18 protein-coding genes and 1 pseudogene are annotated in these 21,789 nt (G+C 63.4%); 13 read left to right on the top strand and 6 right to left on the bottom strand.

Going from position 1 to position 21,789, the window contains the following annotated elements:
* Positions 1 to 88 precede the first annotated feature (88 nt).
* Genes P6U28_RS25240 through P6U28_RS25230 form a run of 3 tightly spaced genes read right to left on the bottom strand, consistent with a single transcriptional unit; the run spans position 89 to position 4,191 of the window.
* A complete protein-coding gene (locus P6U28_RS25240) occupies positions 89 to 625 on the bottom strand; it encodes a hypothetical protein (RefSeq protein ID WP_407120173.1) in 537 nt (178 codons plus the stop codon).
* Positions 626 to 638: 13 nt separating this feature from the next.
* Positions 639 to 1,958, bottom strand: coding sequence for a hypothetical protein (locus P6U28_RS25235; protein ID WP_407120172.1), 1,320 nt, complete (start codon positions 1,956 to 1,958; stop codon positions 639 to 641).
* A gap of 52 nt (positions 1,959 to 2,010) precedes the next feature.
* A complete protein-coding gene (locus tag P6U28_RS25230; RefSeq protein WP_407120171.1) occupies positions 2,011 to 4,191 on the bottom strand; it encodes a hypothetical protein in 2,181 nt (726 codons plus the stop codon).
* A 756-nt stretch (positions 4,192 to 4,947) separates the two neighbouring features.
* On the opposite strand from P6U28_RS25230, the gene P6U28_RS25225 reads away from it, so the two are divergent.
* Positions 4,948 to 5,646 (top strand): RNA polymerase sigma factor, encoded by a 699-nt coding sequence (locus tag P6U28_RS25225; RefSeq protein ID WP_407120170.1) that lies wholly within the window; start codon positions 4,948 to 4,950, stop codon positions 5,644 to 5,646.
* Positions 5,647 to 5,787: 141 nt separating this feature from the next.
* Positions 5,788 to 6,612 (top strand): flagellin, encoded by an 825-nt coding sequence (locus P6U28_RS25220; RefSeq protein WP_407120169.1) that lies wholly within the window; start codon positions 5,788 to 5,790, stop codon positions 6,610 to 6,612.
* Positions 6,613 to 6,656: 44 nt separating this feature from the next.
* Here P6U28_RS25220 and P6U28_RS25215 read toward each other — a convergent pair whose 3' ends face one another.
* Positions 6,657 to 6,860 carry a hypothetical protein gene (locus P6U28_RS25215; protein ID WP_210315788.1) on the bottom strand — a complete coding sequence of 68 codons (204 nt, stop codon included), beginning with the start codon at positions 6,858 to 6,860 and terminating at the stop codon, positions 6,657 to 6,659.
* Here P6U28_RS25215 and fliD point away from each other — a divergent pair.
* The 9 genes from fliD to P6U28_RS25170 all read left to right on the top strand — a co-directional run bounded on the left by fliD (position 6,769) and on the right by P6U28_RS25170 (position 15,118).
* Positions 6,769 to 8,370: a flagellar filament capping protein FliD gene (gene fliD, locus P6U28_RS25210; RefSeq protein WP_407123117.1), complete on the top strand. Its 1,602-nt coding sequence runs from the start codon at positions 6,769 to 6,771 to the stop codon at positions 8,368 to 8,370. The two genes, P6U28_RS25215 and fliD, sit on opposite strands and share 92 nt — an antisense overlap.
* Positions 8,370 to 8,798, top strand: coding sequence for a flagellar export chaperone FliS (gene fliS / locus P6U28_RS25205; protein WP_407120168.1), 429 nt, complete (start codon positions 8,370 to 8,372; stop codon positions 8,796 to 8,798). The genes fliD and fliS overlap by 1 nt, the downstream gene beginning before the upstream one ends.
* Positions 8,799 to 8,965: 167 nt before the next feature.
* On the top strand, positions 8,966 to 9,238 hold the full coding sequence (locus P6U28_RS25200; protein ID WP_407120167.1) for a hypothetical protein: 273 nt from the start codon (positions 8,966 to 8,968) through the stop codon (positions 9,236 to 9,238).
* Positions 9,239 to 9,714: 476 nt separating this feature from the next.
* Positions 9,715 to 10,383, top strand: a complete 669-nt coding sequence (locus P6U28_RS25195) for a flagellar hook assembly protein FlgD (RefSeq protein WP_407120166.1) — start codon at positions 9,715 to 9,717, stop codon at positions 10,381 to 10,383.
* A 19-nt stretch (positions 10,384 to 10,402) separates the two neighbouring features.
* Positions 10,403 to 11,668, top strand: coding sequence for a flagellar hook protein FlgE (flgE, locus tag P6U28_RS25190; RefSeq protein WP_407120165.1), 1,266 nt, complete (start codon positions 10,403 to 10,405; stop codon positions 11,666 to 11,668).
* A 3-nt stretch (positions 11,669 to 11,671) separates the two neighbouring features.
* On the top strand, positions 11,672 to 11,944 hold the full coding sequence (locus P6U28_RS25185) for a hypothetical protein (RefSeq protein ID WP_407120164.1): 273 nt from the start codon (positions 11,672 to 11,674) through the stop codon (positions 11,942 to 11,944).
* A gap of 2 nt (positions 11,945 to 11,946) precedes the next feature.
* Positions 11,947 to 12,402: a flagellar protein FlgN gene (locus P6U28_RS25180; RefSeq protein ID WP_407120163.1), complete on the top strand. Its 456-nt coding sequence runs from the start codon at positions 11,947 to 11,949 to the stop codon at positions 12,400 to 12,402.
* 18 nt (positions 12,403 to 12,420) lie between these two features.
* A complete protein-coding gene (flgK, locus tag P6U28_RS25175) occupies positions 12,421 to 14,193 on the top strand; it encodes a flagellar hook-associated protein FlgK (RefSeq protein WP_407120162.1) in 1,773 nt (590 codons plus the stop codon).
* 13 nt (positions 14,194 to 14,206) lie between these two features.
* Complete coding sequence (locus P6U28_RS25170; protein ID WP_407120161.1) at positions 14,207 to 15,118, top strand: flagellin; 912 nt, start codon at positions 14,207 to 14,209, stop codon at positions 15,116 to 15,118.
* Between the two features lie 291 nt (positions 15,119 to 15,409).
* On the opposite strand, the gene P6U28_RS25165 is transcribed toward P6U28_RS25170, so the two are convergent.
* Positions 15,410 to 16,777, bottom strand: a complete 1,368-nt coding sequence (locus P6U28_RS25165) for an ATP-binding protein (protein WP_407120160.1) — start codon at positions 16,775 to 16,777, stop codon at positions 15,410 to 15,412.
* Between the two features lies 1 nt (position 16,778).
* Positions 16,779 to 17,534, bottom strand: coding sequence for a response regulator (locus tag P6U28_RS25160; protein ID WP_407120159.1), 756 nt, complete (start codon positions 17,532 to 17,534; stop codon positions 16,779 to 16,781).
* Positions 17,535 to 18,818: 1,284 nt separating this feature from the next.
* On the opposite strand from P6U28_RS25160, the gene P6U28_RS25155 reads away from it, so the two are divergent.
* Both P6U28_RS25155 and P6U28_RS25150 read left to right on the top strand, forming a co-directional pair.
* On the top strand, positions 18,819 to 20,156 hold the full coding sequence (locus tag P6U28_RS25155; protein WP_407120158.1) for an adenylate/guanylate cyclase domain-containing protein: 1,338 nt from the start codon (positions 18,819 to 18,821) through the stop codon (positions 20,154 to 20,156).
* Between the two features lie 281 nt (positions 20,157 to 20,437).
* Positions 20,438 to 21,783, top strand: a pseudogene (locus P6U28_RS25150) (IS5 family transposase).
* Positions 21,784 to 21,789: the final 6 nt, after the last annotated feature.

The raw sequence follows: 21,789 nt of genomic DNA, 5'->3' as shown, positions 1-21,789 counted from the left end.
CTTGCCGTGTGCGCGCCGGACGATCGCGGTCGCGGCGCCGGAGCACCGCCTGGCGCTCCACTCAGCCTCGCACCGCGCTGGCGCGCCCTTAGTTCATCATCGCGAACGTCGGACGCCGGCTTTCGATGGACTCGATGATGCCGGGGAGATCGGTGGCATCGCTGGCGATCATGCCCGACATCTGCCAGAACAGGTACGCAAGGCGAGAGAACACCATACGCTCGCGCTCGGTAGCAGGGGTGCCGTCAGGAATCGTCACGGTCTCCAGGCCGACCACCTTCTTGAAATCCGGCCAGATCATCATCGATTGCGCGATCACGGAATAGCAGCGTGGATCGTCGTCGCTCTCGTCGGGCGCCGATGGCAAGCCCGGATATTGCACCGGCGCGGCGTAGAACTTGTAGGCGCCATAGCCGAGCTGGAGCAGGAGCTTCTCGGGAACTGCGACATCGGCCGCAAAGGATATCAGCCGTGCTTCGTTCAGCACGTCAGGCTCGATCGCGCTGAGATCCGATGCGCGGAGCGCCGAGCAAAAGGAGAGGTCGCGATTGTGCTCGCGGAGCAGATTGGCCAGCGGCTGCTGTTGTTGCACGGTGTCGGTGAGCAGGATGATGGTCTTGAGCATCGTGAGGTGTCCGTCAGGGGAGGAGGTGGCGAGCGGTCATGAGCGCTTTGTCGGAGGCGTGGGCAGCGAAGAAGTCGTTGGCGATGTGCTGTCCCGGCGCAATCTCCAGGATGCGGCAGCGCGCCTGCGCGGCGGCCTCGCGCGCGGCACCGACGTCGTCCTGCCAGGCGCAGAGCGACAGCTCGAGCCGGCTGTACCCGCCGCAATCGGCGGCATAGGCGCCAGTCACGGCCTCCACGGTCGCGGCCACCGCGCAGGCATCGCTGGCCGAGACGTTGCGCAGGATCACGGCGATGCTGTTGCCGGTCTCGGCTTTCGAGGTCATCACCATGAAGGCGTCGTGGGCGCCGGTGCGGCCGGCGCGACGGGCGACACGCACCATGCTCGCGAAGCCGGGATCGGGACCGAGCTCCAGCGTCGTCGTTTGCGGGTCGTGCAGGATCGTGGCACGCATCGCACCGAGGTCGCCCTTCAGCGCGTGGTAGGAGCGTGGCAGCCAGGCGGTGTCGAGAGGCGTTTGCGAGGATGTCAGGCTCCAGGCCTGGTCGAGCAGATAGCCCTCCCAGATCGCGGGATAGGACGCGGCGAGTTGCTGCCAAGCGCGCAGCATCATCTCCGCCGCCTTGGTGCGGCCGAGATAGAGCGTGCGTGCCGACATCTCCCAGCGATTCCACTTGTGCAAGGCCACGTCGCAGCCGAGGAAGGACGGCAGCAGCGGCGCCTCGCGCACCACGGCGCCGGCTTCGACGAACAGCAGCGGCTCGCGATATTTAGTCCACATCCGTATCATGAACTCAGTCTTCTCGAAGCAGAGGATGCGGTCCCTGAGCTGGGTGTCGATCGGCTCGATGTGGCAGGCGAGGTCAAACCGCTCGAGCGAATGCCGGAGCGCGAAGGCAGCGGTTGCGTTGCCGCCGCGCGGGTAGCAGGAGACGATCCGCGGGCGATCAGTGGATGAATCGGCGGCGGTGAGGAATTTCGACCAGCCGATGCCGCCCCACCACATTTCGTGCGGGCCGTCCACGCCGCAGGGGCCGACAGTGCCGAACTCGGTCAGCTTGGACTTCAGGAAGTCGAAGCCGGGGTTCTCGCTTCTGGGAATGACGACGGCGCAGCCGGGCGTTAGTGAGCGATAGAACAGCTCGGCCGTCGCGCCGCTTGGCGGCTCCCTAAGGATGATGACGCCGTTGCGCCGCCCCTCGCTGAAGCCATCGAGCGTCGGTGCACCGTACCGGCTGACCAGCCAGGCCAGACGGCCGTGCTGGACCTCTCCGAGCCGGATGCCGCCGGATCGCAGTAGCCGATCAAGATCCGCGTGCGTCTCGTCCGTCAATTCCGTGCCCCTCGTGCCAACCCCTTGGACTTCAACGGTCCGGACAGCGCGATCAGGCGCACTTTTTGGGGCCGGATCGGAGCGGCGTAATCGCCACGGAGTAGACCGCAATGTCCTGCGTCATCGGGGCGACCGGGATCAGGAGGCAGCCGTCCTCGGTCTCGGTGCGATAATGGCTACCGGTCCGCTGCAGACCGGCGAAGATCAGGCCGTCCTCCGCAAGGCCGGTAACGTCCTGGCTCTCGGCTGCGTCGCGAGCGTCGTCGCCCTGCTGCACCGTCACGCCGTGAAGAAGGCCATCGGGCGCGAATGTCGCCAGCGGCAGTGCGATTATGGTCACCGCCATGCTCCGCGACAGGGGAATGCGCAGGCGCAGCTCGCCGAGGCCGTTGTGGTGAACCGTCACCGTCTCCAACGTCGCTTCGCCATTTCCGCGAAACAGGCCGACCTGGACCTGGCCGCAGGGCCTCTCCTCGAAGACGTCGGCCGGCAGGCGGTTGGCGCCGAACAGCGCATAGAAATAGGCGTGGGATGGCGATAGCTGCGCAAAGCTGCCCGCCAGCCACATCGGTGGCGCTAGGGCCGTGCAGGCGGCGGAGAGGCCGCGCGCGGTGATCTGTCGACGGATGAAATCGCCGTCGATCATCGGTGCCAGCGCATGCGTGCCGAGATTGACGTCGTGCTTCAATCCGCCGAGCAATGTTAGCTCGTCGTGATCCGGCAGCAGCAACAGGCGGGTCAGTGTGGCAACGCACCAGCGCGCGGCGACAGCCGGATCGGCATAGGGCTCAAGGCAGAAGTCCAGCGCGACGTCTTCAGCACTCTCGGCAAAGGCGAGGACCCCGGCCTGGATCTCGGCGGCGAGCGCGATCTGGTCCGCTGGCCGTGGATTGATCTCGCGAAGCACCTGGTTGCCGTCATAGTCGCGCACCGAGCCGTCGGCGGAGCAGCAGATCTGCTCCAACAGCGCGACGTTGCGGATCAGCATGCGCTTGACGTGAGGGGTGACCACGAGGTCGGAGATGAATCCTTCGGCGCTGTCCTCCTCGGCGAGGTCGTCGAAGCCGTCGTCGAGCGACATCAGATACGCGCCGTGGAGACGGATCCCGATGCCTTCGAGGTCGAAGATGCGACGCAGCGCCTTCTGCACGCTGCCGGAATAGCCGAGATCGGCCAGCACGAGATCGGTGCAGTCGTCGAAGCCGGGGATGGTGTGGCGGAGATAGGCGAGCAGCCGGGCGCGCAAGCCCGCGGCGAGCGCGACGATCTCGGCCGGATCGATCAGCCCGGGAAGCGCCGCGGCGAGCTCCTCGCCGGACGCGATGCCACTGGGAAAGGCGGCGAAGAAGGCCGCCACCTTCGGCGGCATGATCTTCACCATGTCGCGGAAGGCCGGCGCGTCGATCTTGAACACCTTGCTGAGTAACTCGACCAGCGGCTGCATCGTGTCGGCCGAGGCGATCAGGCTGACGCGACGGTTGATCTCGAGGTAGGCGGATGTCGGGCCGTGCAGTTCCTCCCGGATCCGGTGCGACAGAGACCCATCACGGCCGAGAAAGCCGAGCGCGACCTGCCGGCCGGGACCTGCAATCTCTACGCAGCGACGCGTCACGAATGCGTCGAACGCAGTCATCACCGGGCCGAGCACGGTCAGCCCGAGATGGAAGGCTTGACCCCTCTCGGCGCTGCGCGCGGCGACCATGCGCCGCAGCGTTTGCGCGGCATGATCGAGCCGTGATGGTGCGCCCGTGCACAATAGCTCGAACAATGCCGTCTCGCGCTGAAATTTCGAGGCGAGCTGCGCCGTCGCCTGGGGGTAATAGCGGGGCTGGATGCCGTGGCGCTTCGCCCCCTTGATGTCGGCCCTCTCATTGTCGCCGACATGGAAGGAGGCGCCTGCGTCGATGCCTTGCTCGGATATATAGATGGCGAACAAGGCGTCGCTCTTGCCGCTGCCATGGTCGCAGGACGCATAGAGGAAGTCCCAGACCAGCCCGGGATGGCAAGCGCGCAGCAGGCGCGCCAGCCGGCCGGTGTCCCAATAGGTGTCCGAAATGAATCCGACACGATGGCCGGCACGCTTCATGTCTAGATATTGCCTGATCATGTCGGGGTTGGCGCGGCAGAGCTCGACCTCGGCGGCGAACTCGGATTCGACCAGGTCATTCAGATCGCTTCGTGAAAGGCCGAACAACCTGAACGGAAAATAGGAATAGATCTCGTCAATGCGCACTTCGCATTCGCCGCGCTTCTCCTTCGCGGTCCGGCGTGCACGCGATTCGGCCTGGATACGGTGCTGAACGAAATTCGTGGAAACATTCGGACAAGTTGTTGAAATGCCCGATAGCTCGTAAGTCCTTTCAAATACACCATCCGGCGTCGCACACGCGCGTAGTAGAAATGTATCGAAAACATCGAACGACCAAGCAGAAACAATTTGCGCGCGGCGCTCTGCGCCGGCCGTTGCGATCCTCATGCTGTAACTCCCCGTCCACCCACACGATTAACGTACGCATGTGTGGAGTCAGGCGCCGCAAGCGCGAAAAAAGGTCACGCGCGATTTAAAAACGCATTCGTCGCGACTGACAGATTCAAAAAAATCGCTAGGTTCGGAAATGGTGATTCGGAAAAAATTTCCGGGTGCGAAAGTCGTCTCGCGTTCATTCACACTCGGAAACAATCGCTTCTTGATGCGCCACGCGCGCGTCGCGTTCGATCACCTAGTGCCGCGTAATGTCAGCGTTTTCTCACCGCTACATCTGCTCAGGATGAATGATCCGCCATGGCGCGAGACGATGTGATGATTGCAGGTTTCAAGCGCGAGAGGATCGCGCGGTCGGCAATTATTGCCCGATGCTCGGCAAAACATACCGGATAACATCTTGAAAAATAACAAAAATTGTTCGCCTGGATTATTTTGGCGCCGCGTTCAACGCTTGGAAGCCGTGTGGCATGTGCGCCCCCGGCATTGCGGGTTGGAGGTTGCGGGATGAATTACGCTGCTGATGTCTGGGCTCCCGCCGAGGCCGAGATCACGACGACGGTGCCCGTTGATGCGATCGTGCCGGTGATGCCGTCGGTGCCGCTCGTGCCGGAGAGCGCACCGGTTGCCGCCGAGATCGTCTTTGACGAGGATAGCGAGCTTCTCGACAGGCTCGCGGCTGGCGACGAAGTCGCTTTCCGCGCGTTAGTCGAGCGTCACATCGATCGCGCCTACGCGATCGCGCTCCGCATCGTGGGCAACGCGGCGGACGCCGAGGACGTGGTGCAGGACACCATGCTCAAGATCTGGAGTCATCGCGGACGCTGGCAGCACGGCCGCGCCAAGTTCTCGACCTGGCTCTACCGTGTCATCTCCAACCGCTGCATCGATCTGCGCCGCAGGCCGCGGACCGAGAACGTCGACACCGTGCCCGAGGTCGCCGACGGCCAGCCCGATGCCGCAAGCGTGATCGAGCGCAATGAGCTGAACGGCATCCTGGAGCTCGCGATGCAGCGCCTGCCCGAGCAGCAGCGCATCGCGGTGATCCTGTCGTACCACGAGAACATGAGCAACGGCGAGATCGCCCAGGTCATGGATACGACGGTCGCAGCCGTCGAGTCGCTGCTCAAGCGCGGACGCCAGCAGCTCCGCCAGCTTCTGCGCAAGCACGAACGCGACATCCGCACTGCGTTTACCGACCGCTAACCATAAAATTCGGCTCACAGAAGTTTCCGCGCCTGATCTTCCTGCACTCCGACGTTTGAGCGAACGGACGGGGCTGGGGTCTGCGTCGTCAATCGTCTTCAACGATGCGGCACGCCATGTCCATCAGCACAGGAGCTTCCAATGCCCGCAATCAACACCAATACCGCCGCTAACGCCGCGGTCCGCTATCTCAACATCAACTCCGCGCAGGAGAGCAGCTCGCTCTCGAAGCTGTCGAGCGGCTCGCGCATCACCTCGGCGTCCGACGATGCCGCGGGCCTTGCGATCTCCACGCGCATCTCCTCGGACGTCACCACGCTGCAGCAGGCGGCGACCAACGCGTCGCAGGCCACCGCGATCCTGCAGACCGCCGACGGCGGCGCCTCGAACATTTCCGACATCCTCGCGCGCATGAAGTCGCTGGCCTCCGAATCTGCCTCAGGTACCACGACCGACTCCAGCCGTGCTTATATCCAATCGGAATTCTCACAGCTCAACTCCGAAATCGACTCGATCGCGACTGGCACCCGCTACTCCAGCCAGAGCCTGCTAGATGGATCCAGCGTGTTCTCGTCCGGCGTGTCCGTACTGGTCGGTTCGGACGGCTCCGACACCATCACCATCAAGCTCAGCAGCCTGACGGCATCCTCGCTCGCCGTCTCGACGCTCGACGTCAGCACCCAGTCCGGTGCGACATCGGCGCTCGACGCCCTCGATACCGCGATCGACACCGTCTCCGCTGCGCGCGCCTCGATCGGCGCACAGGAATCGCGGTTCAACTTCTCGTCTGATTCGATCTCGACCCAGACGCAGAATCTCCAGTCGGCGAACTCCGCGATCAAGGACGTCGATATTGCGTCCGAGCAGTCCAAGCTGTCCTCGGCCGAGGTGAAGACCCAGGCTGCCGTGTCGGCGCTGGCCGCCGCCAATCAGATGCCGCAGTACCTCCTCAGCCTCCTGAAATGATAGCCAACTGCCGGGCCGGCATGATGCCGGCCCGGCTCTCTCTGTCAGGGACGACCGAGCAAAGTGGCCAGCGTCAGTTCGAGCACCAGCAGCACAAGTACGACGACCTCGTCGGGCGTATCGGTCACGACGAGTGGGACCACCAATTCGAGCAGCATCGATTGGACGGCGCTGATCCAATCTGCCGTGGACGCGAAGACTGCGCAGGCGGACACGATCACGACCACGATTACGAACAATGAAGCCAAGATCTCGGCCTATCAGACGCTCCAGAGCGACCTGAAGACGTTGTATTCGGGCTTGGCCTCGCTTTCGACGGCGGTCGTCAACTCGTTGTCCACCAGCGCATTCGCGACGCGCGCGGCGAGCATCAGTTCCACCGGCGACGTGAGCGCCTCGTCGGCGCTCTCCATGACACTCAAGAGCGGGGCCGCGATGGGCGACCACACGCTCACGATCAGTCAGCTGGCCACGGCACAAAAGGTTTCCGGCGCCTCGCAATCGAGTCAGACCGACGAACTCGGTTACTCCGGCGTGTTTTCCATCGGTCTGGAGGGCGGCAGCACGTCCGACATCACCATCACCAGCACGATGTCGCTTCAGGATGTCGTCGATGCCATCAATGCCCAGACCTCGACGACCAACGTCCAAGCCTCGATCGTGCAGGTCTCCAGCACTTCGTTCCAAATGGTACTGACGGGCACGGAGGATGCCGCCGACATCACGTATTCGAGCGCGTCCGGCGACAATATCCTGAACGAGCTCGGTGTGACCGACGGTTCGGGAAGCTTTACCGACGTGCTCCAGGAGGCGCACGCTGCCGAGTTCACGCTCGACGGCATCGCGATGACCCGGAACACCAACGACATCTCGGACGTCCTGAGCGGCGTCACCTTCAGCCTGCTCCAGGAGACGCCGGACGGCGCGACGCTGAACATCAGTATCGAGACCGACACGAGCCAGATCCAATCGACGCTGGAGACGTTCGTCACCAACTACAACGCCTTTCGCGACGAGGTGATTGCCCAGCAGGCCACCACGACCGACGGCACTGCGGACTCGAGCGCGGTGCTGTTCGGCGACGGAACCATGCGCAACATCATGGATGCGCTCCAGAATGCCCTGAACACGACCGTGGGCGGCATGACGATGGCCGATCTCGGCCTGTCCTTCAACGAGAGCAATGAACTCGAGCTGGATACCGGCACGCTGTCCGATATCCTGAGCACGAACCTGAGCGGCGTTACCAAGCTGCTGTCGGCGCAGACCACTACGTCGTCGAGCCAGCTCAGCGTCGTCAACACCGGAACGTCGCCGCAATCCTTCACCCTGGATCTGGCGGTCGATGCCGACGGCAAACTCACGTCGGCCTCGGTCGGCGGCGACTCCTCGCTGTTCACGGTCAGCGGCACCACGATCATCGGCGCTTCCGGCTCGATCTACGCCGGCATGGCCTTCACCTATAGCGCCTCGACCTCGCAATCGATCGCGGTGACGTCGACCTCGGGCATTGCAACGCAGCTTTATCACATCGCGAAGGACTACTCGTCGTCGACCGGCGCGCTGCAAACACAGATTACCAGTCTGACGACCCGCGACGATGAGCTCCAGCAGAGGGTCGAGGACATCAACAGCGCGGCGTCGACGCTGAAGTCGCAGCTTGAGACACAATATGCGAAATACCAGGCGGCGATCGAGAGCGCCAACAGCACGCTCAATTATCTCAAGGCCCTGCTCAATTCCAGCTCGAGTAACTAATGATGAACAATCCGACGGCGTACATGGCCAATCAGGCCTATCGGGGGACGGCAACGAGCGTGCCGCCGCTCAAGGCGGTCTCGATGCTGCTGGGCGGCACGATCACCTTGCTCCAGAAGTCGCTGAACGCTCAGGAGGAACGGCGCTTTGAGGAGGCGCACGAGCACCTGATGAAGGCGACCGCGATCTTGCGTGGGCTGAGCCACAATCTCGACTTCGCCAAAGGCGGGGCGGTGGCGGAACGAATGTTCCAGACCTACAATGCTTTGATCCTGGCGAGCCTCAAGGCTTACGGCCGGCCGCAGGCCCGCGAGAGTTTTCAGCGGATCATTGCCGGGCTGACCGAGCTGAGGGAGGCGTGGGAATTCGTCGATGCCACGTTGCGGAGCAGCAAGGCCAGGCCCGCCGATTCGGCCCGCACGGGCTGAAGGCTCCGGCTCGCCGGCGGCGGAGTGCCGGCAATCGTCCGGGCCTCCGTTCCGGTCGCCTCCCGTAGTGCTGCGGGCGGTTTTGGCGCGTCAGTCCGCTGAAATCGGGTTTCCGCGGCGCCTGCAATGCTTTATGACGGACCTGACCGAGGCGGGATCGGCGGGCGATGGACGTCACTGAATTTGAGGAACTGATCGACCGGCTGGGCGAGGATCTCTCGCTCTGGCCCGATGATCGGCGTTTGCCCGCCCAGGAGCTGCTGGCGCGATCGTCCGCCGCGCAAGCCCTGCTGGAAGAGACGCGCGCCCTGCGCCGCGCGCTCGCGGCACCGCCAGTACGCGCGCCAGCAGGCCTCGCCGACCGCATTGTCGCTGCGGCCGCGAGAATGAAAGATGACGCCGCCGAGCCGCGCACCGAAGGCGAGACGGCGGGGAGCTGAGCGGCTCTTTCTGTCACATCGACTGCCAGAGCATGATCCGGAAAAGCGTGCAGCGGCTTTCCGAAAGGATCATGCTCAAACGATAGTTCATCCGAGTTTCCTCGCGCTTTAGACGTCCTCATACCCGGGTTTGTCCCGGCATCCACGGTCGTCGTGCTGCGCGGCGAGGCGTGATGGCCGGGACAAGCCGGCCACGACGCTGTGGAAGCATCGGTGGCCTCCACGCTCATCGTGAGCGATGGCTTTGCCGCAACCCAAGCAAGCGAGCACAGCTCCGTCGCCGCAACGACTTATCTCGGCCTCGTCGCTCCTCTAACTCCCGCCCACACACGGCAGATTCTGCCGTGTCGAAAGCGATTTCCGCACGCGTGAATCGCCGCCTGAATCCGCACTCCCACCCGTTTCATCAGCACACAGATTTCAAGCGCCGCGAGCCGACACTGGTCGCGGGCAGCAAGAGAAGGCCGGAGTCTCCGATGACCGTTTCCGCCGTGAGTTCTGCAACGACTGCGACCACCACGACCTCGTCGTCGTCGAGCACGTCGTCCAACTCGACTCTGACATCCAGCGATTTCCTGAGCATTCTGGTCAGCGAGCTGCAGAACCAGAATCCGCTGGATGCGACCTCAACCACCGACCTCGTCAATCAGCTCACCTCCTACGCCAATTTCACCTCGCAGCAGTCGATCAACTCGACCTTGTCGTCGCTCGCGAGTTCGTTCTCGAGCCTGGTGACGCTGAACTCGGTGAACTACATCGGCCACACTGTCGAGGCGAAGTCCGATACGGCGACCTTGAGCAACGGTTCGGCGACCTATGGCTACTCGCTGTCGTCGACGGCTTCGGACGTCTCGATCAGCATCTCCGATTCCTCCGGCAACGTCGTCTACACCGGCACCGGCACCGGCAACTCCGGCTCCAACAGCTTCACCTGGGACGGCAAGGACTCTAGCGGCAATCAGCTCTCCGACGGTGGCAAGTACAGCATCTCGGTGACGGCGACGGACACCGCCGGCAACTCGGTCCTCAATTACACGACCGTCACCGGCACGGTGACCGGCATCGACACCTCGACGTCCACGCCCTCGCTCACGGTGAACGGCGTCGCGGTCAGCGCCGCCAACATCCTCGGCGTCACATCCTGATCAATTTCGGAGTTCTATCATGAGTCTCAGCGGCGCATTATCCTCGGCGATCTCGGCGCTCAGTGCGCAGAGCCAGTCCCTGTCGATGATCAGCGACAACATCGCCAATTCCGACACAACCGCCTACAAGACGACGTCCGGGATGTTCGATGCACTCGTGACGGCCTCGAGCAACGCGACCTCCTACGCCTCGGGAGGCGTCACCGTCTCAGGCCGCGCGAACATCACCCAGCAGGGCCTACTGGCTGCGACCTCTAACGCCACCGACGTCGGGATTCAGGGCTCGGGCTTCTTTGTCGTGACCGACGCCAAGTCGGGCGGCACCGTCGCCTACACCCGCAACGGTGCTTTCACCACCGACAATGCCGGCTATCTCCAGAACAACGGCTATTACCTCGAGGGTTGGCGCACCGACGCCGACGGCAACTTCGTCGGCAGTGAATCGGCGAGCAACCTCGAAGCGATCAACACCCAGGTCGCCTCGACCAGCGGCAGCGCCACCATCAAGACCACGATCGCGGCGAACCTGCCGTCGGACGCAGCGACGGGCGACACCTATACCAGCTCGATGACGGTCTACGATTCGCTTGGTGCCGCGAATTCGATGCAGATCACCTGGAGTAAAACTGGGACCAACACCTGGAGTGCGAGCTTCGCCAACCCGACCTCGACCTCGGATACCACGACCGCGACGGGCACGGCTTCCGGCACGGTCGACATCACTTTCAACAGCGACGGCTCGCTCGCCAGTACCAGCCCGGACCCGGCGACCGTCTCGATCTCAGGCTGGGCTGATGGCGCTACCGACAGCACCGTCACCTTGGATCTCGGCACTGCCGGCAAGACTGACGGCCTCACGCAATATGCCTCCGGCGAGACCACGCCGTCCGTCAACGTCACCAGTATCGATTCCGATGGCCTGTCCTATGGCAAGCTGTCCAGCATCGCGATCGGCAATAACGGCGTGGTCAACGCCACTTATTCCAACGGCCAGACCATCGCGATCTACAAGATCGCGGTGGCGACCTTCGCCGCTCCAAACGGGCTCGCCGCCTCCAGCGACGGGATCTATTCGGCGACCGTGACGTCGGGCAATGCCGTGTTGCAGGCCTCCGGCGAGAACGGCGCGGGCACCATCTTCGGCGGCGAGCTGGAGTCCTCGACCACCGACACCGCCAGCCAGTTCTCGAGCATGATCTCGGCGCAGCAGGCCTATTCGGCGGCGTCCCAGGTCATCTCCACCGTCAACAATATGTACGACACCCTGATCTCGGCGATGAGGTGAGCGATGCCCGGCGAAAAAGCGAGCGTGGCCGGAGAGGCGCTGCTGCGCCGGCTGCAACGACTGGTGGCGCGGGCCGCGACGGCCAAGGGCGACGACCGCAGGCAGTTGCTCGCGTTGATCGACGATGTCGAGACGGCGCGCCGTGGCCTGCTGCGCGAATGCGCGGAGGTCGAGTGCGAGATGAGGCAAGCAACCGTTAGGAAGACCGCGATCGGCGCTTATCTGCGTAACGCGCAGGCCGGCCGCGCAAACGGAATAACTAGAAGAAGGCGATGACCATGACAGCAGCCAAAGCCACGGGAACGAGCGCCGCAAACGGCGATACGCGGATCAAGTCGCTGATCGCACTCATCGATGCTCTGACCGCGCTGGTCGCCGAGGAGAATGCGGAGCTCGCCAAGGGCCTGCCGGCCTCGCGCCTGAAACAGGTCGACGAGAAGAACCGCCTGGCGGAGATGTTCGAACGGACAGTTGCCGAGTGCGCGGCGGGCACGACCAGCCTGAACGTACCGGATCGGATCCTGCGCGAGCAGCTCATGGAGCGGATCCTGAAGTTGCGCGCGGCGATGGACGAGAATCTGGTGCGCCTGCGCGCCGCGATCGAGGCGAGCAGCCGCAGGATCGAGGCTGTCATGCAGGCGATCCGCGAGCAGATCGCGGCAGTGTCGCCCTATGGCGCCTCCGGCCGGGTCGCCGCGCGCGCCGTCTCCAGCGGCACCAGCCGCAGCGCATGACGATTCAAGGGGGCCGCCGTGTCACTGAATATCGCACGATCGATCGCCTTCAGCGGACTGTCGGCCACGTCCGTGCAGATCAGCGTGACGTCGTCGAACATCTCGAACGCCGACACGACGGGCTACACCACAAAGACCGCAAACCAGTCGAGCAGCGTCACCAACGGCGTCGGTACCGGTGTCACGGTGGCGGGTATCACCTCGACGGTCGACAAGCTACTGCTGAAGTCGCTGATCTCCGCGACATCCGAGCTCGGATCGGCCGATACGACCAACACGTATCTGACCTCGCTCGAAAAGCTCTATGGCTCGACCAGCAGCACCGATAGGAGCTCCACGGGAACCTCGCTCGCCAACAGCATCGCCGCGCTGGAATCGGCATTGTCGTCGCTGGCGAGCACGCCGAGCAGCGCCTCGCTGCAATCTAGCGTCGTCAGCGCACTCGATGACGTCGTGAGCCAGTTGCGGGAGACATCGAGCGGGATCCAGAAGCTCCGCGGCGACGCCGACCAGGACATCTCGTCCTCGATCGACGACGTCAATGCGGATCTGGAGCGGATCGCGGATCTCAACGCCGCGATCAAGCAGACTGCGGCGGCCGGTCAATCGACCGCGGACCTGGAGGATCAGCGCAACACCGCGCTCCAGGACGTCGCCTCCAAGATGAACATCAGCTATTTCACGGCGTCGAACGGCGATCTCCAGATCTACACCGCGTCCGGCCAGGCGCTGGTCGACAGTTCCGCGCACGCGATCAGCTATACTGCCGCGGCCAAAGTGACGGCGTCGACGACGTATACGGCCGGCTCGTCGAGCGGATTCAGCCCGATCACGGTGAACGGCGTCGATATCACCTCCCAGATATCAGGCGGCGACATCGGCGCGCTCGTTACGTTGCGCGACAAGACCCTGCCGGACGCGCAGTCCCAGCTCGACCAACTCGCCCAGCAGCTCGCCTCGGCCATGAACGGCGTCTCGAACAGCGCCTCCTCGGTGCCGGCGCCGACCAGCTTGACCGGTACGTCTGCCGTCACCAGCGGCACGGCGCTCTCTGCCACCGGCACGGTGCGCATCGCCGCCACCGACCAGAGCGGTAATCTGGTGTCCTACGGTGATCTCGACCTCTCGTCCTATTCCACGGTCGGCGATCTCGTCACCGCGCTCAACGGCATCTCCGGGCTTTCCGCATCTGTCGATTCCGACGGCCATCTCTCGATCACCGCGACCGGCTCCGGCAAGGGCGTCGCCATCAACGAGATGACGAACTCGGTGGGAAGCTCAGGCGAGGGATTTTCGGAGTATTTCGGTCTCAACGATCTGGTGACGGGAACGAGCGCGTCGGATATCGCGGTCAACAGCAAGATCCTGTCCGGAACCAACGAGCTTCAGCTTGCGACGCTGGACTCCTCGTCGAGCCCGACGGTCGGCAGCACGGTGCTGTCCTCGGGATCTGCCACGATCGTCAATGCCTTCTACGATGCCTTGACGGAGTCCCGGACATTTTCCTCCAACGGCGGGCTCGCCGCCACCAACGGCTCCCTCGCCGATTACGCCTCGGCCGTCGTGTCCGACGTCGCGAGCAAGTCGTCTCAGGCCTCCACCAACTACACGGCCAAGGAGACCGCGCAGTCGACCTACGCCGAATCATTGTCGTCGCAGTCGGGCGTCAACCTCGACGAGGAATCGGCGAAACTCAGCACGCTCCAGAACAAATATTCGGCAGCGTCCGAGCTGATCCAGGCCATCAACTCCATGTACTCGGCGCTGCTCTCCGCCGTGCAATCGACGTAAGAGGAGACGGGCCGTGGTTTCGATGCGGGTCGCGACCTTCGCGCAGTCGAGCAAGATGATCTCCGACGCGCTGCGCGTGCAGGCGGTCATGGCCGAGAAGCAGGTTCAGGAATCGTCGGGCATCATCTCGAGCGATCTCGGCGGCTACGGCTCGAACGCCCAGCATGTCGTCAACCTCCAAGTTTCGGTGACGCGCGCGCAATCCTATATCGATGCCGCGACGCTCGCCGACAGCAAGGTGCAGGTGATGTATTCGGCGGTCGGTTCGATGACCGACATCATTAGTCAACTTCGCTCCCAGCTCACCGCCGCCTCGACCGGAAGCTCGACCGAGGTGAATTCGGTGATCAGCTCCGCTCAGCAGATGCTGGAGCAGATGGGCTCGCTGATGAACACGCAATATGACGGCCAGTACGTCTTCGCTGGCGGCAAGACGGACATGGCCCCGGTCGATCTCACGAGCTTTGCGTCCGGCACCGGTTCGATGACCATGGCGGACACCAGTTACTACAACGGCGACAGCGAGATCGCCTCGGTGCGGGTTGCCGCCAATGACACCGTGTCTTACGGCGTCACCGCGGACAATTCGGCGTTCGAGGAGGTGATGCGCGTGCTGAAGTTCGTCGCCAACAGCACCTCGCTGTCATCCGCGGACATCTCCAGCGCGCTGGATCTCGCCAGCACGGCGCTCGACGAGACGGCGGCCGTGCAGGCCAAGCTTTCCAGCGCGGCGTCCTCGATCGAGACGGCGAGCGCCCACCAGACCGATTACAAGAGCTATGCCGAAACGTTGTCGAGCGACCTCACCAATGTCGACGTCGCCGCCGTTACGGCGGAGATCTCGACATACGAGTCGCAGCTCACCGCGTCCTATTCTGCTCTCGGGAAGATATTGAGCCTGAATCTTGCAAGTTATCTGAAGTGAAACAAGGCCTTGTGGAAGCCTCGTTCTGAACGGGGAGCGGGAGCCTTGCCCCCCGGCCCGCCTGGGCCATCCCCGATCATTTGCCGTGCTCCACCCGCGCCTCCCAGAGCGCCGTGTCAACGCCGAACTCGGTTTCGATCCAATCCCGGGGGTCGTTCGGTAACCAAGGGAAGCGCCGTGGCTCGACCGGATCGTGCGGACGCCCTTCCAGGGGAGTCAGATCCAATGCTCAATGAGCAAATGAGAATCTAAGCGAAAAGTGGAAGCCGTCCCGCTCGGGCTGGAGGCCAATCAAGAAAGAAGGCTCTCTCGATCGAGAACTGGTCGATCGCACACTGGCGCTGCCACGGACCGCTGCTTCACCGGCATTTGCATCCGAACGATCAAGCCTTTTGGCTCGCGATCATGCAGTGACAGTTCGCCGCCATGGGCGATCGCGATCGCACGTGCGATCGACAGGCCGAGCCCGAAGCCGGTGGAGTCGTCCATGGTGCGCGCATCGTCGCCGCGCACGAACGGCTCAAGCATCTCCTGCTTGCGTGCATCCGAAATGCCGGGACCGTCGTCCTCGACATCGATGACGAGTCTCGTGTCCGATATCTTGAGACGGATCTTCACCTCTGCGCCGAATCGCACCGCGTTCTCGACGAGGTTGGTGACGCCGCGATGCAAATCGTCGGCCCGTACGACGACGCTCGCGGAAGCTGGCCCGTCATAATGCACGACATGTCCCATGTCGTCGAACTGGTCGGCGACGAGCTGGAGCGTGCTCGCGATATCGACTAGCGTCACGGCCTCGATCTTGCGGTCGTCGCGCAAGAGCGACAGCACCGATTCGAGCATTGAGCGCATCTGGTCGAGGTCGATCAGCATGCGCTTGCGGTTACCCTCGTCCTCGATGAACTCGGCGCGCAGGCGCAGCCGCGTGATTGGCGTACGCAGATCGTGGCTGATCGCGGCCAGCATCCGCGTGCGATCCGACATCAGCCGCGCGATCCGTTCCTGCATGCGGTTGAGCGCCCGCGCGACAGAGCGAATTTCCTCGGGTCCACGCCCGGGCAGCGGCTCGGCCGCCCGATCGAGACTGAAATCCTCGGCGGCCTTGGCAAACGAGGATAGCGGCGCCGCCAGCGCATGCGCGGCCCAAACGCCGAGCAGCGTCACGCTGATCACGGCAGACAGCAGGGTCGATATCCAGGGATTGCCCCAGAACCAGGGCGGCCGTCCTCGTGCGACGTGGCCTGCGATGATCGTGCCGTCGGGCAGCTGGATGCCGATCCGCGGCGAGCCGCCGTCCGGGGCGAGTGGAACGACCATGTAACCCTCACCAAGATGGCGGTGCATGCCGTGCAGGTGCGGAGCTTCGACGCCACCGACGGCTGCGGCGGAGCCGGGCGCGATCTGCTCGATCCGTAGCTCCGGAAAGGCGCGTGCGATGTCGGCGAGAAGGCGTGGCCGTTCGCTGGCGCTTGCCGCGGACAAGAGGCGCGCAGCAGTGACGAACTCATGCTCGCTGTCGGGCGGCGCCGTCGCGCGGTCTGGCCGCGTGATCAGAAATCCTGCGGTAATGATGAGATGCAGCGCGAGGATCGAAACCACTACGAGCGCGGCGATCTGACCGCTGATGCTTCTGAGATGAAAAAATCCCAAAAGCCGCATGTCAGCCGCTCAAGGCCGCCGCGGCCGCCTGCGCGCCCACCGCTTCGATTCTGGGCGTGAACAGATAACCACCGGAGCGCACCGTCTTGATGATGGTGGGATCTTGCGGATTTGGCTCGATCTTGCGTCGGATTCGGCTGACCAGCACGTCGATGGAGCGTTCGAACGAGCCGGCGTTGCGCCCCTGCGTAAGGTCGAGCAGGCTGTCGCGCGACAGCACGCGGCCGGGCCGCTCGCAGAACGTGCGCAGGAGATCGAACTCGGCGCTGGTCACCGCGACGCGCGCGCCATCCGGATTACGCAATTCGCGCAGGCGCAGATCGATGCGCCAGCCTTCGAAGGCAAGCGTGCTCGCGCCTTGGACCGCGCTCGCCGCTTGCGCGGCGGCCTGGCGGCGAAGCACTGCGTTGATGCGGGCGAGCAGCTCGCGCGGGTTGAAGGGTTTGGGCAGATAGTCGTCCGCGCCCATCTCGAGGCCGACGATGCGGTCGACGTCCTCGCCGCGCGCTGTCAGCATGATGATCGGCGTCTGCGCTTCCGAACGCACCTTCCGGCAGAGGCTGAGCCCGTCTTCGCCGGGCAGCATGACATCGAGGATGATGAGATCGACGCGGTGGTCGGCCATGGCGCGCGACATCTCGCGCCCGTCGCTCACGGCCGTGACGTTGCAGGCGTTGTTGCGCAGGTATTTCGCAATCAACGTCCGGGTTTCGCGGTCGTCCTCGACGACAAGGATGTTGGGATTGGGAATGGCCATGCGACTTGTTTGTCCAAGATTCGGGCCAAATGGCGAAGATTTTTGTTTCAGATTGTTTCTGGACGCGATCTCGACAGTCCGGCAATGCCGGGCCGTGGAGCGGCAAGGACTGGTTGAGAGGGCTAACTATACCGTGCCGTGATCCACACCTTTCGAACCCGTGATGATTACGTCGGCGTCGCAGAGCCGCCCCAAGGCGACGGTCGTGACAACTTTGTCGGTTGCCGCCGGGTTGGATATGGGCCTACCGCAACAACGCAAATGCGTGGTCCAAGCGGCGCCGCCCCCTCAACGAAAGACGTGGCCGAAGGTGGGGACGCGATCATCGTCGACGTCGAGGAGGCCACGGCATTACGGCAAGTAATGAAGGAGGAGAGCAGTGCAACGAAGCACTAGGATCGTGCGACGAATGCCGGTCTTCGGCCGGATAAGGCCGGTGGTACGACCAGCAAGCCATTGATTCTTCTCACCCCGCGGCTGTCTCTTAATTAGCTCGGCTGTCGAAATTTCCGATGCTTACGTCAGGACGGCCGTAAGGGAGAGGGCGGTAGCGAACCCACCGGCAGCCTTCGTTCTCGTCTCGAAACGCCGCAACGAAATCGCAATGAATTGGGTGAAACGACCGTGAACAAAACGGGACGGAAATGTCCACGACAACAAAAAAATCAATCACTTAGAAGATGTTCACTGCGTTCGGGAGGCAGGGCATCCCTCAGTCAGATCGCAACTTGAACCGAATGTCGGTAGTGGTGGTTGCGCCTCCGGGATTTGAACCTGCAATCCGACCCGCGTGAAATTCTGACCAGAGACAGCGCGCCCTACCATACGATAGCGGCATCAAAATGCGCTCGCTTACGATTTTTCACGACAAAGGCCGCTTTCACCCGACCGGTAGCCCGAGATCTTTCAACATTCCCCTGGAGGAGCATAAAACTGCGCTTACCCCAGGGTCACGAACTGCCCTATGCGTAAGATTGGATGAGATATCGTAGGTTTGGTTGGTGTGGGGAAAGGCGGTAGCGCTCCCCCGCTACCAAAGGATTATCCAGTAGGATCAAGGCCTTGTGCGCGCCGTCGGCGAGGCCTTTTTGTTGGGCCCAAACCGAGCGTACAAATCCCGTACAAACCAGCGCGGGATTCCGGCCCGATTCCTAGAACGCGGGGTCCCCGCCATCGGCCCTTTGACCATCCTCTCTCTTGATCGCGCCACGACATTCGACGGCTGCGTTGATCTTCAATGCGATATGCTCGATAGTTCCCGAGACCGGAGCAGCGGGGCTGGCCATGGCTGAACTAGCATTGCCCGAGACGCAATATACGCAGAGCGGCGATTTCAGCATCGCCTATCAGGTGATGGGTAGCGGGCCGGTTGACGTAGTCCTGGTCCCCGGCATCATCTCGCATATCGACTATCAACATGAGCTGCCGGGCTACACGAAGTTTCTCCGCAGGATGGCCAAGTTCTCCAGGGTCATCACTTTCGACAAGAGAGGACAGGGCCTCTCCGACAGGCTGGCCGACGTGCCTTCTCTCGACGAGCGCATTGACGACGTGCGCGCGGTGATGGACGCGGTCGGATCTCGGCGAGCCGCGCTGGTCGGATTTTCCGAGGGCGCCTCCATGAGCGTTCTGTTCGCGAGCACCTATCCGGAGCGTGTGTCTCACCTGGTTCTTTTCGGTGGCCTTGCCCGCGTGGCCGACCTTTTTCCGCCGAATCTGACCCCGTCGGCCGCCGAAGAAAGGCTGGCGAACCTTGTCAAGCGGTGGGGTAGCGGAGCCTTTCTGGGCAACGTCTTCGCGAGCGACGCCTCAAATCCGGAGGCTGTCGCGCGCATCGCGAAGTTCGAGAAGCTGGCGAGCAGCCCGGGCGCCATCAGGTCCTACATCATCTCGAACCGCCAGATAGACGTGACCGGCATTCTACCGTGTGTCCGGACGCCCACGCTGGTGCTGCATCGAGCGACCGACGCGCAGGTACCGGTCGCCCTTGGTCGTCGGATGGCGGCGGGAATCCCGGGCGCGAAGTACATCGAATATCCGGCGGGAGATCACGCGTTCTGGACTGGCGACACCGAGACGGTGGTCGGCGACATCGAGGAGTTCGTGACGGGGCATCGCGAAGCAGGCGACGCCGATCTTGAGCGTATCCTCGCCACTGTCATGTTCACGGATATCGTCGACTCGACGAGGCAAGCCGCCGAGATCGGCGACCAACGATGGAAGAACAGGCTGGACCAACACGATGCGCTCGCTCGTCAGCTCATCGAGCGTCACCGGGGCAACCTGGTCAAGACCACCGGCGATGGGGTGCTCGCGACCTTCGACGGGCCGGGCCGCGCGATCCGCTGCGCTTTGACGTTCAGCAATGCTGCCCGGCAGATAGGTCTGCCGGTGCGGGCCGGTCTGCATACTGGAGAGATCGAAATGCGGGGGAGCGACATCGGCGGCATCGCGGTCCACGCCGCCGCCCGCGTCATGTCGCAATCCGGACCCGACGAGGTTCTGGTCTCGCGCGTCGTGACCGATCTCGTCGCGGGTGCGGGACTGCGGTTCAGCCAACGCGGTTCGTATGAGCTCAAGGGGCTGCCGGGTAAGTGGGATCTGTTCGCTGCCGCCGGCTAGTTCTGGGTTGGCGTCGAAGGATTAAGCATCCCTATTCGGCGCCAAAAAACCGCGCCCGTCGCTGCGGGCGCCGGAAGGGCTGAAGGCCCCGGTCGCCGTCGACGAGATCCTTAGTCATCCGTGAAGAGCGGCTAAGCGATTGAGCTGGAATCGCATTTGTGGTTGCGGGGTGTTTTAGGATTGCAGGGTTTTGATGCTTCGGGCATCGGAACCTTGCAATTTCATTTTCAGGATTCCGTCGAATCGCCAGACATGATTCGGTGGCCGCATCGGAGGTGGCGATGCGACCGAAGAAGCACAGGACGACGGGATCGGGCGATCTGTTCCGGGCCAGGCTGGACCAGATCATCAACATGAAGCACGAGCTGGTTCAGCTCGCTGGCAAGGTCGATTGGGACTGGATCGACGGCGAGATCGCGCCGCTCTACAGCGAGAACGGCCGGCCCGGCATCGCGACCCGCTTCGTGATCGGGCTGCTGCTGCTCAAGCACATTTACGGCCTGTCCGATGAGGGGTCTGCGAGCGCTGGGTCCACGACCCATATTTCCAGTACTTCACCGGCGAAGAGTTCTTCCAGCACGCCTTCCCGCACGAGCGCTCGGACCTGAGCCACTGGCGCAAGCGGCTCGGCGACAAGCTGGAACTGCTGCTGGCCGAGAGCCTGCGGGTGGCGCACGAGGCCGGCGCGTTACGCGGCCAAGACCTCAAGCGGGTCACAGTCGATACCACGGTGCAGCCAAAGGCCATCACCTTCCCGACCGATGCCAAGCTGCTGCACGCGGCGATCAAGGGGCTCAACCGTCTGGCGAGGAAGCACGGGATCAGGCTGCGGCAGTCCTATCTTCGCATTGCCAAGACCGCGGCCATGATGGCTTCCCGCTACGCCCATGCCAAGCAATTCAAACGGCATCAGCGGCAGTTGCGCATCCTGCGCAGCCGGTTGGGCCGGATCATCCGCGATATCCGCCGCAAGATCGAAGCTCAGGCCGTGCTCGAGAACGCCTTCGCCCTGCCGCTCAGCCGGGCCGCGCAGATCCGCTCGCAGCAGCAGCGCCAGCGCGGCTGGAAGCTGTATTCCTTCCATGCTCCGGAGGTCGAGTGCATCGGCAAGGGCAAAGCAGCCGCGCCTTACGAGTTCGGTGTCAAAGCCTCCATCGTCACCAACAACCGCCGTGCTCCCGGCGGCCTGTTCGTGCTGCACGCCAGGGCGCTACCCGATAACCCGTACGACGGTCACACCCTGCGGGACGTCATCGACCGCACCGAGACACTCACCGGCTGTCCGATCGAGCGGGCCTATGTCGACAAGGGATACCGCGGCCATGACGCGCAGAACCCGCGCCGTGTCTTCATCTCCGGCCAGAAGCGCGGCGTCTTCGGTATCATCAAGCGCGAGCTGCGCCGCCGCTCCGCCATCGAACCCGTCATCGGACACCTGAAGGCCGATGGTCACCTCGGCCGCTGCTACCTCAAAGGCCGCGCCGGCGATGCCGCCAACGTCATCCTCTCTGCCGTCGGTCACAACTTCCGCCGCATCCTCGCCTGGCTGAGGGTTCTTTGGTGCCTCTTCCTGGCCACCCTCATCGCAGCCATCAGCGACCGCTCACCGCTGCAATCGGCTTCTTAACGGACG

Source organism: Bradyrhizobium sp. STM 3561 (assembly GCF_045571455.1).
Classification (GTDB): Bacteria; Pseudomonadota; Alphaproteobacteria; order Rhizobiales; family Xanthobacteraceae; genus Bradyrhizobium; species Bradyrhizobium vignae.
The sequence above is the reverse complement of the archived record's forward strand: the minus strand, read 5'-3'. Positions and strand labels throughout refer to the sequence as shown.

Excerpts from the sequence above, each read along its gene's own strand:
- P6U28_RS25240 (WP_407120173.1), bottom strand. The coding sequence starts at position 625 with ATGCTCAAGACCATCATCCTGCTCACCGACACCGTGCAACAACAGCAG.
- P6U28_RS25225 (WP_407120170.1), top strand. The coding sequence starts at position 4,948 with ATGAATTACGCTGCTGATGTCTGGGCTCCCGCCGAGGCCGAGATCACG.
- P6U28_RS25220 (WP_407120169.1), top strand. The coding sequence starts at position 5,788 with ATGCCCGCAATCAACACCAATACCGCCGCTAACGCCGCGGTCCGCTAT.
- fliS (WP_407120168.1), top strand. The coding sequence starts at position 8,370 with ATGATGAACAATCCGACGGCGTACATGGCCAATCAGGCCTATCGGGGG.
- P6U28_RS25200 (WP_407120167.1), top strand. The coding sequence starts at position 8,966 with ATGGACGTCACTGAATTTGAGGAACTGATCGACCGGCTGGGCGAGGAT.
- P6U28_RS25195 (WP_407120166.1), top strand. The coding sequence starts at position 9,715 with ATGACCGTTTCCGCCGTGAGTTCTGCAACGACTGCGACCACCACGACC.
- flgE (WP_407120165.1), top strand. The coding sequence starts at position 10,403 with ATGAGTCTCAGCGGCGCATTATCCTCGGCGATCTCGGCGCTCAGTGCG.
- P6U28_RS25185 (WP_407120164.1), top strand. The coding sequence starts at position 11,672 with ATGCCCGGCGAAAAAGCGAGCGTGGCCGGAGAGGCGCTGCTGCGCCGG.
- P6U28_RS25180 (WP_407120163.1), top strand. The coding sequence starts at position 11,947 with ATGACAGCAGCCAAAGCCACGGGAACGAGCGCCGCAAACGGCGATACG.
- P6U28_RS25165 (WP_407120160.1), bottom strand. The coding sequence starts at position 16,777 with ATGCGGCTTTTGGGATTTTTTCATCTCAGAAGCATCAGCGGTCAGATC.
- P6U28_RS25160 (WP_407120159.1), bottom strand. The coding sequence starts at position 17,534 with ATGGCCATTCCCAATCCCAACATCCTTGTCGTCGAGGACGACCGCGAA.
- P6U28_RS25155 (WP_407120158.1), top strand. The coding sequence starts at position 18,819 with ATGGCTGAACTAGCATTGCCCGAGACGCAATATACGCAGAGCGGCGAT.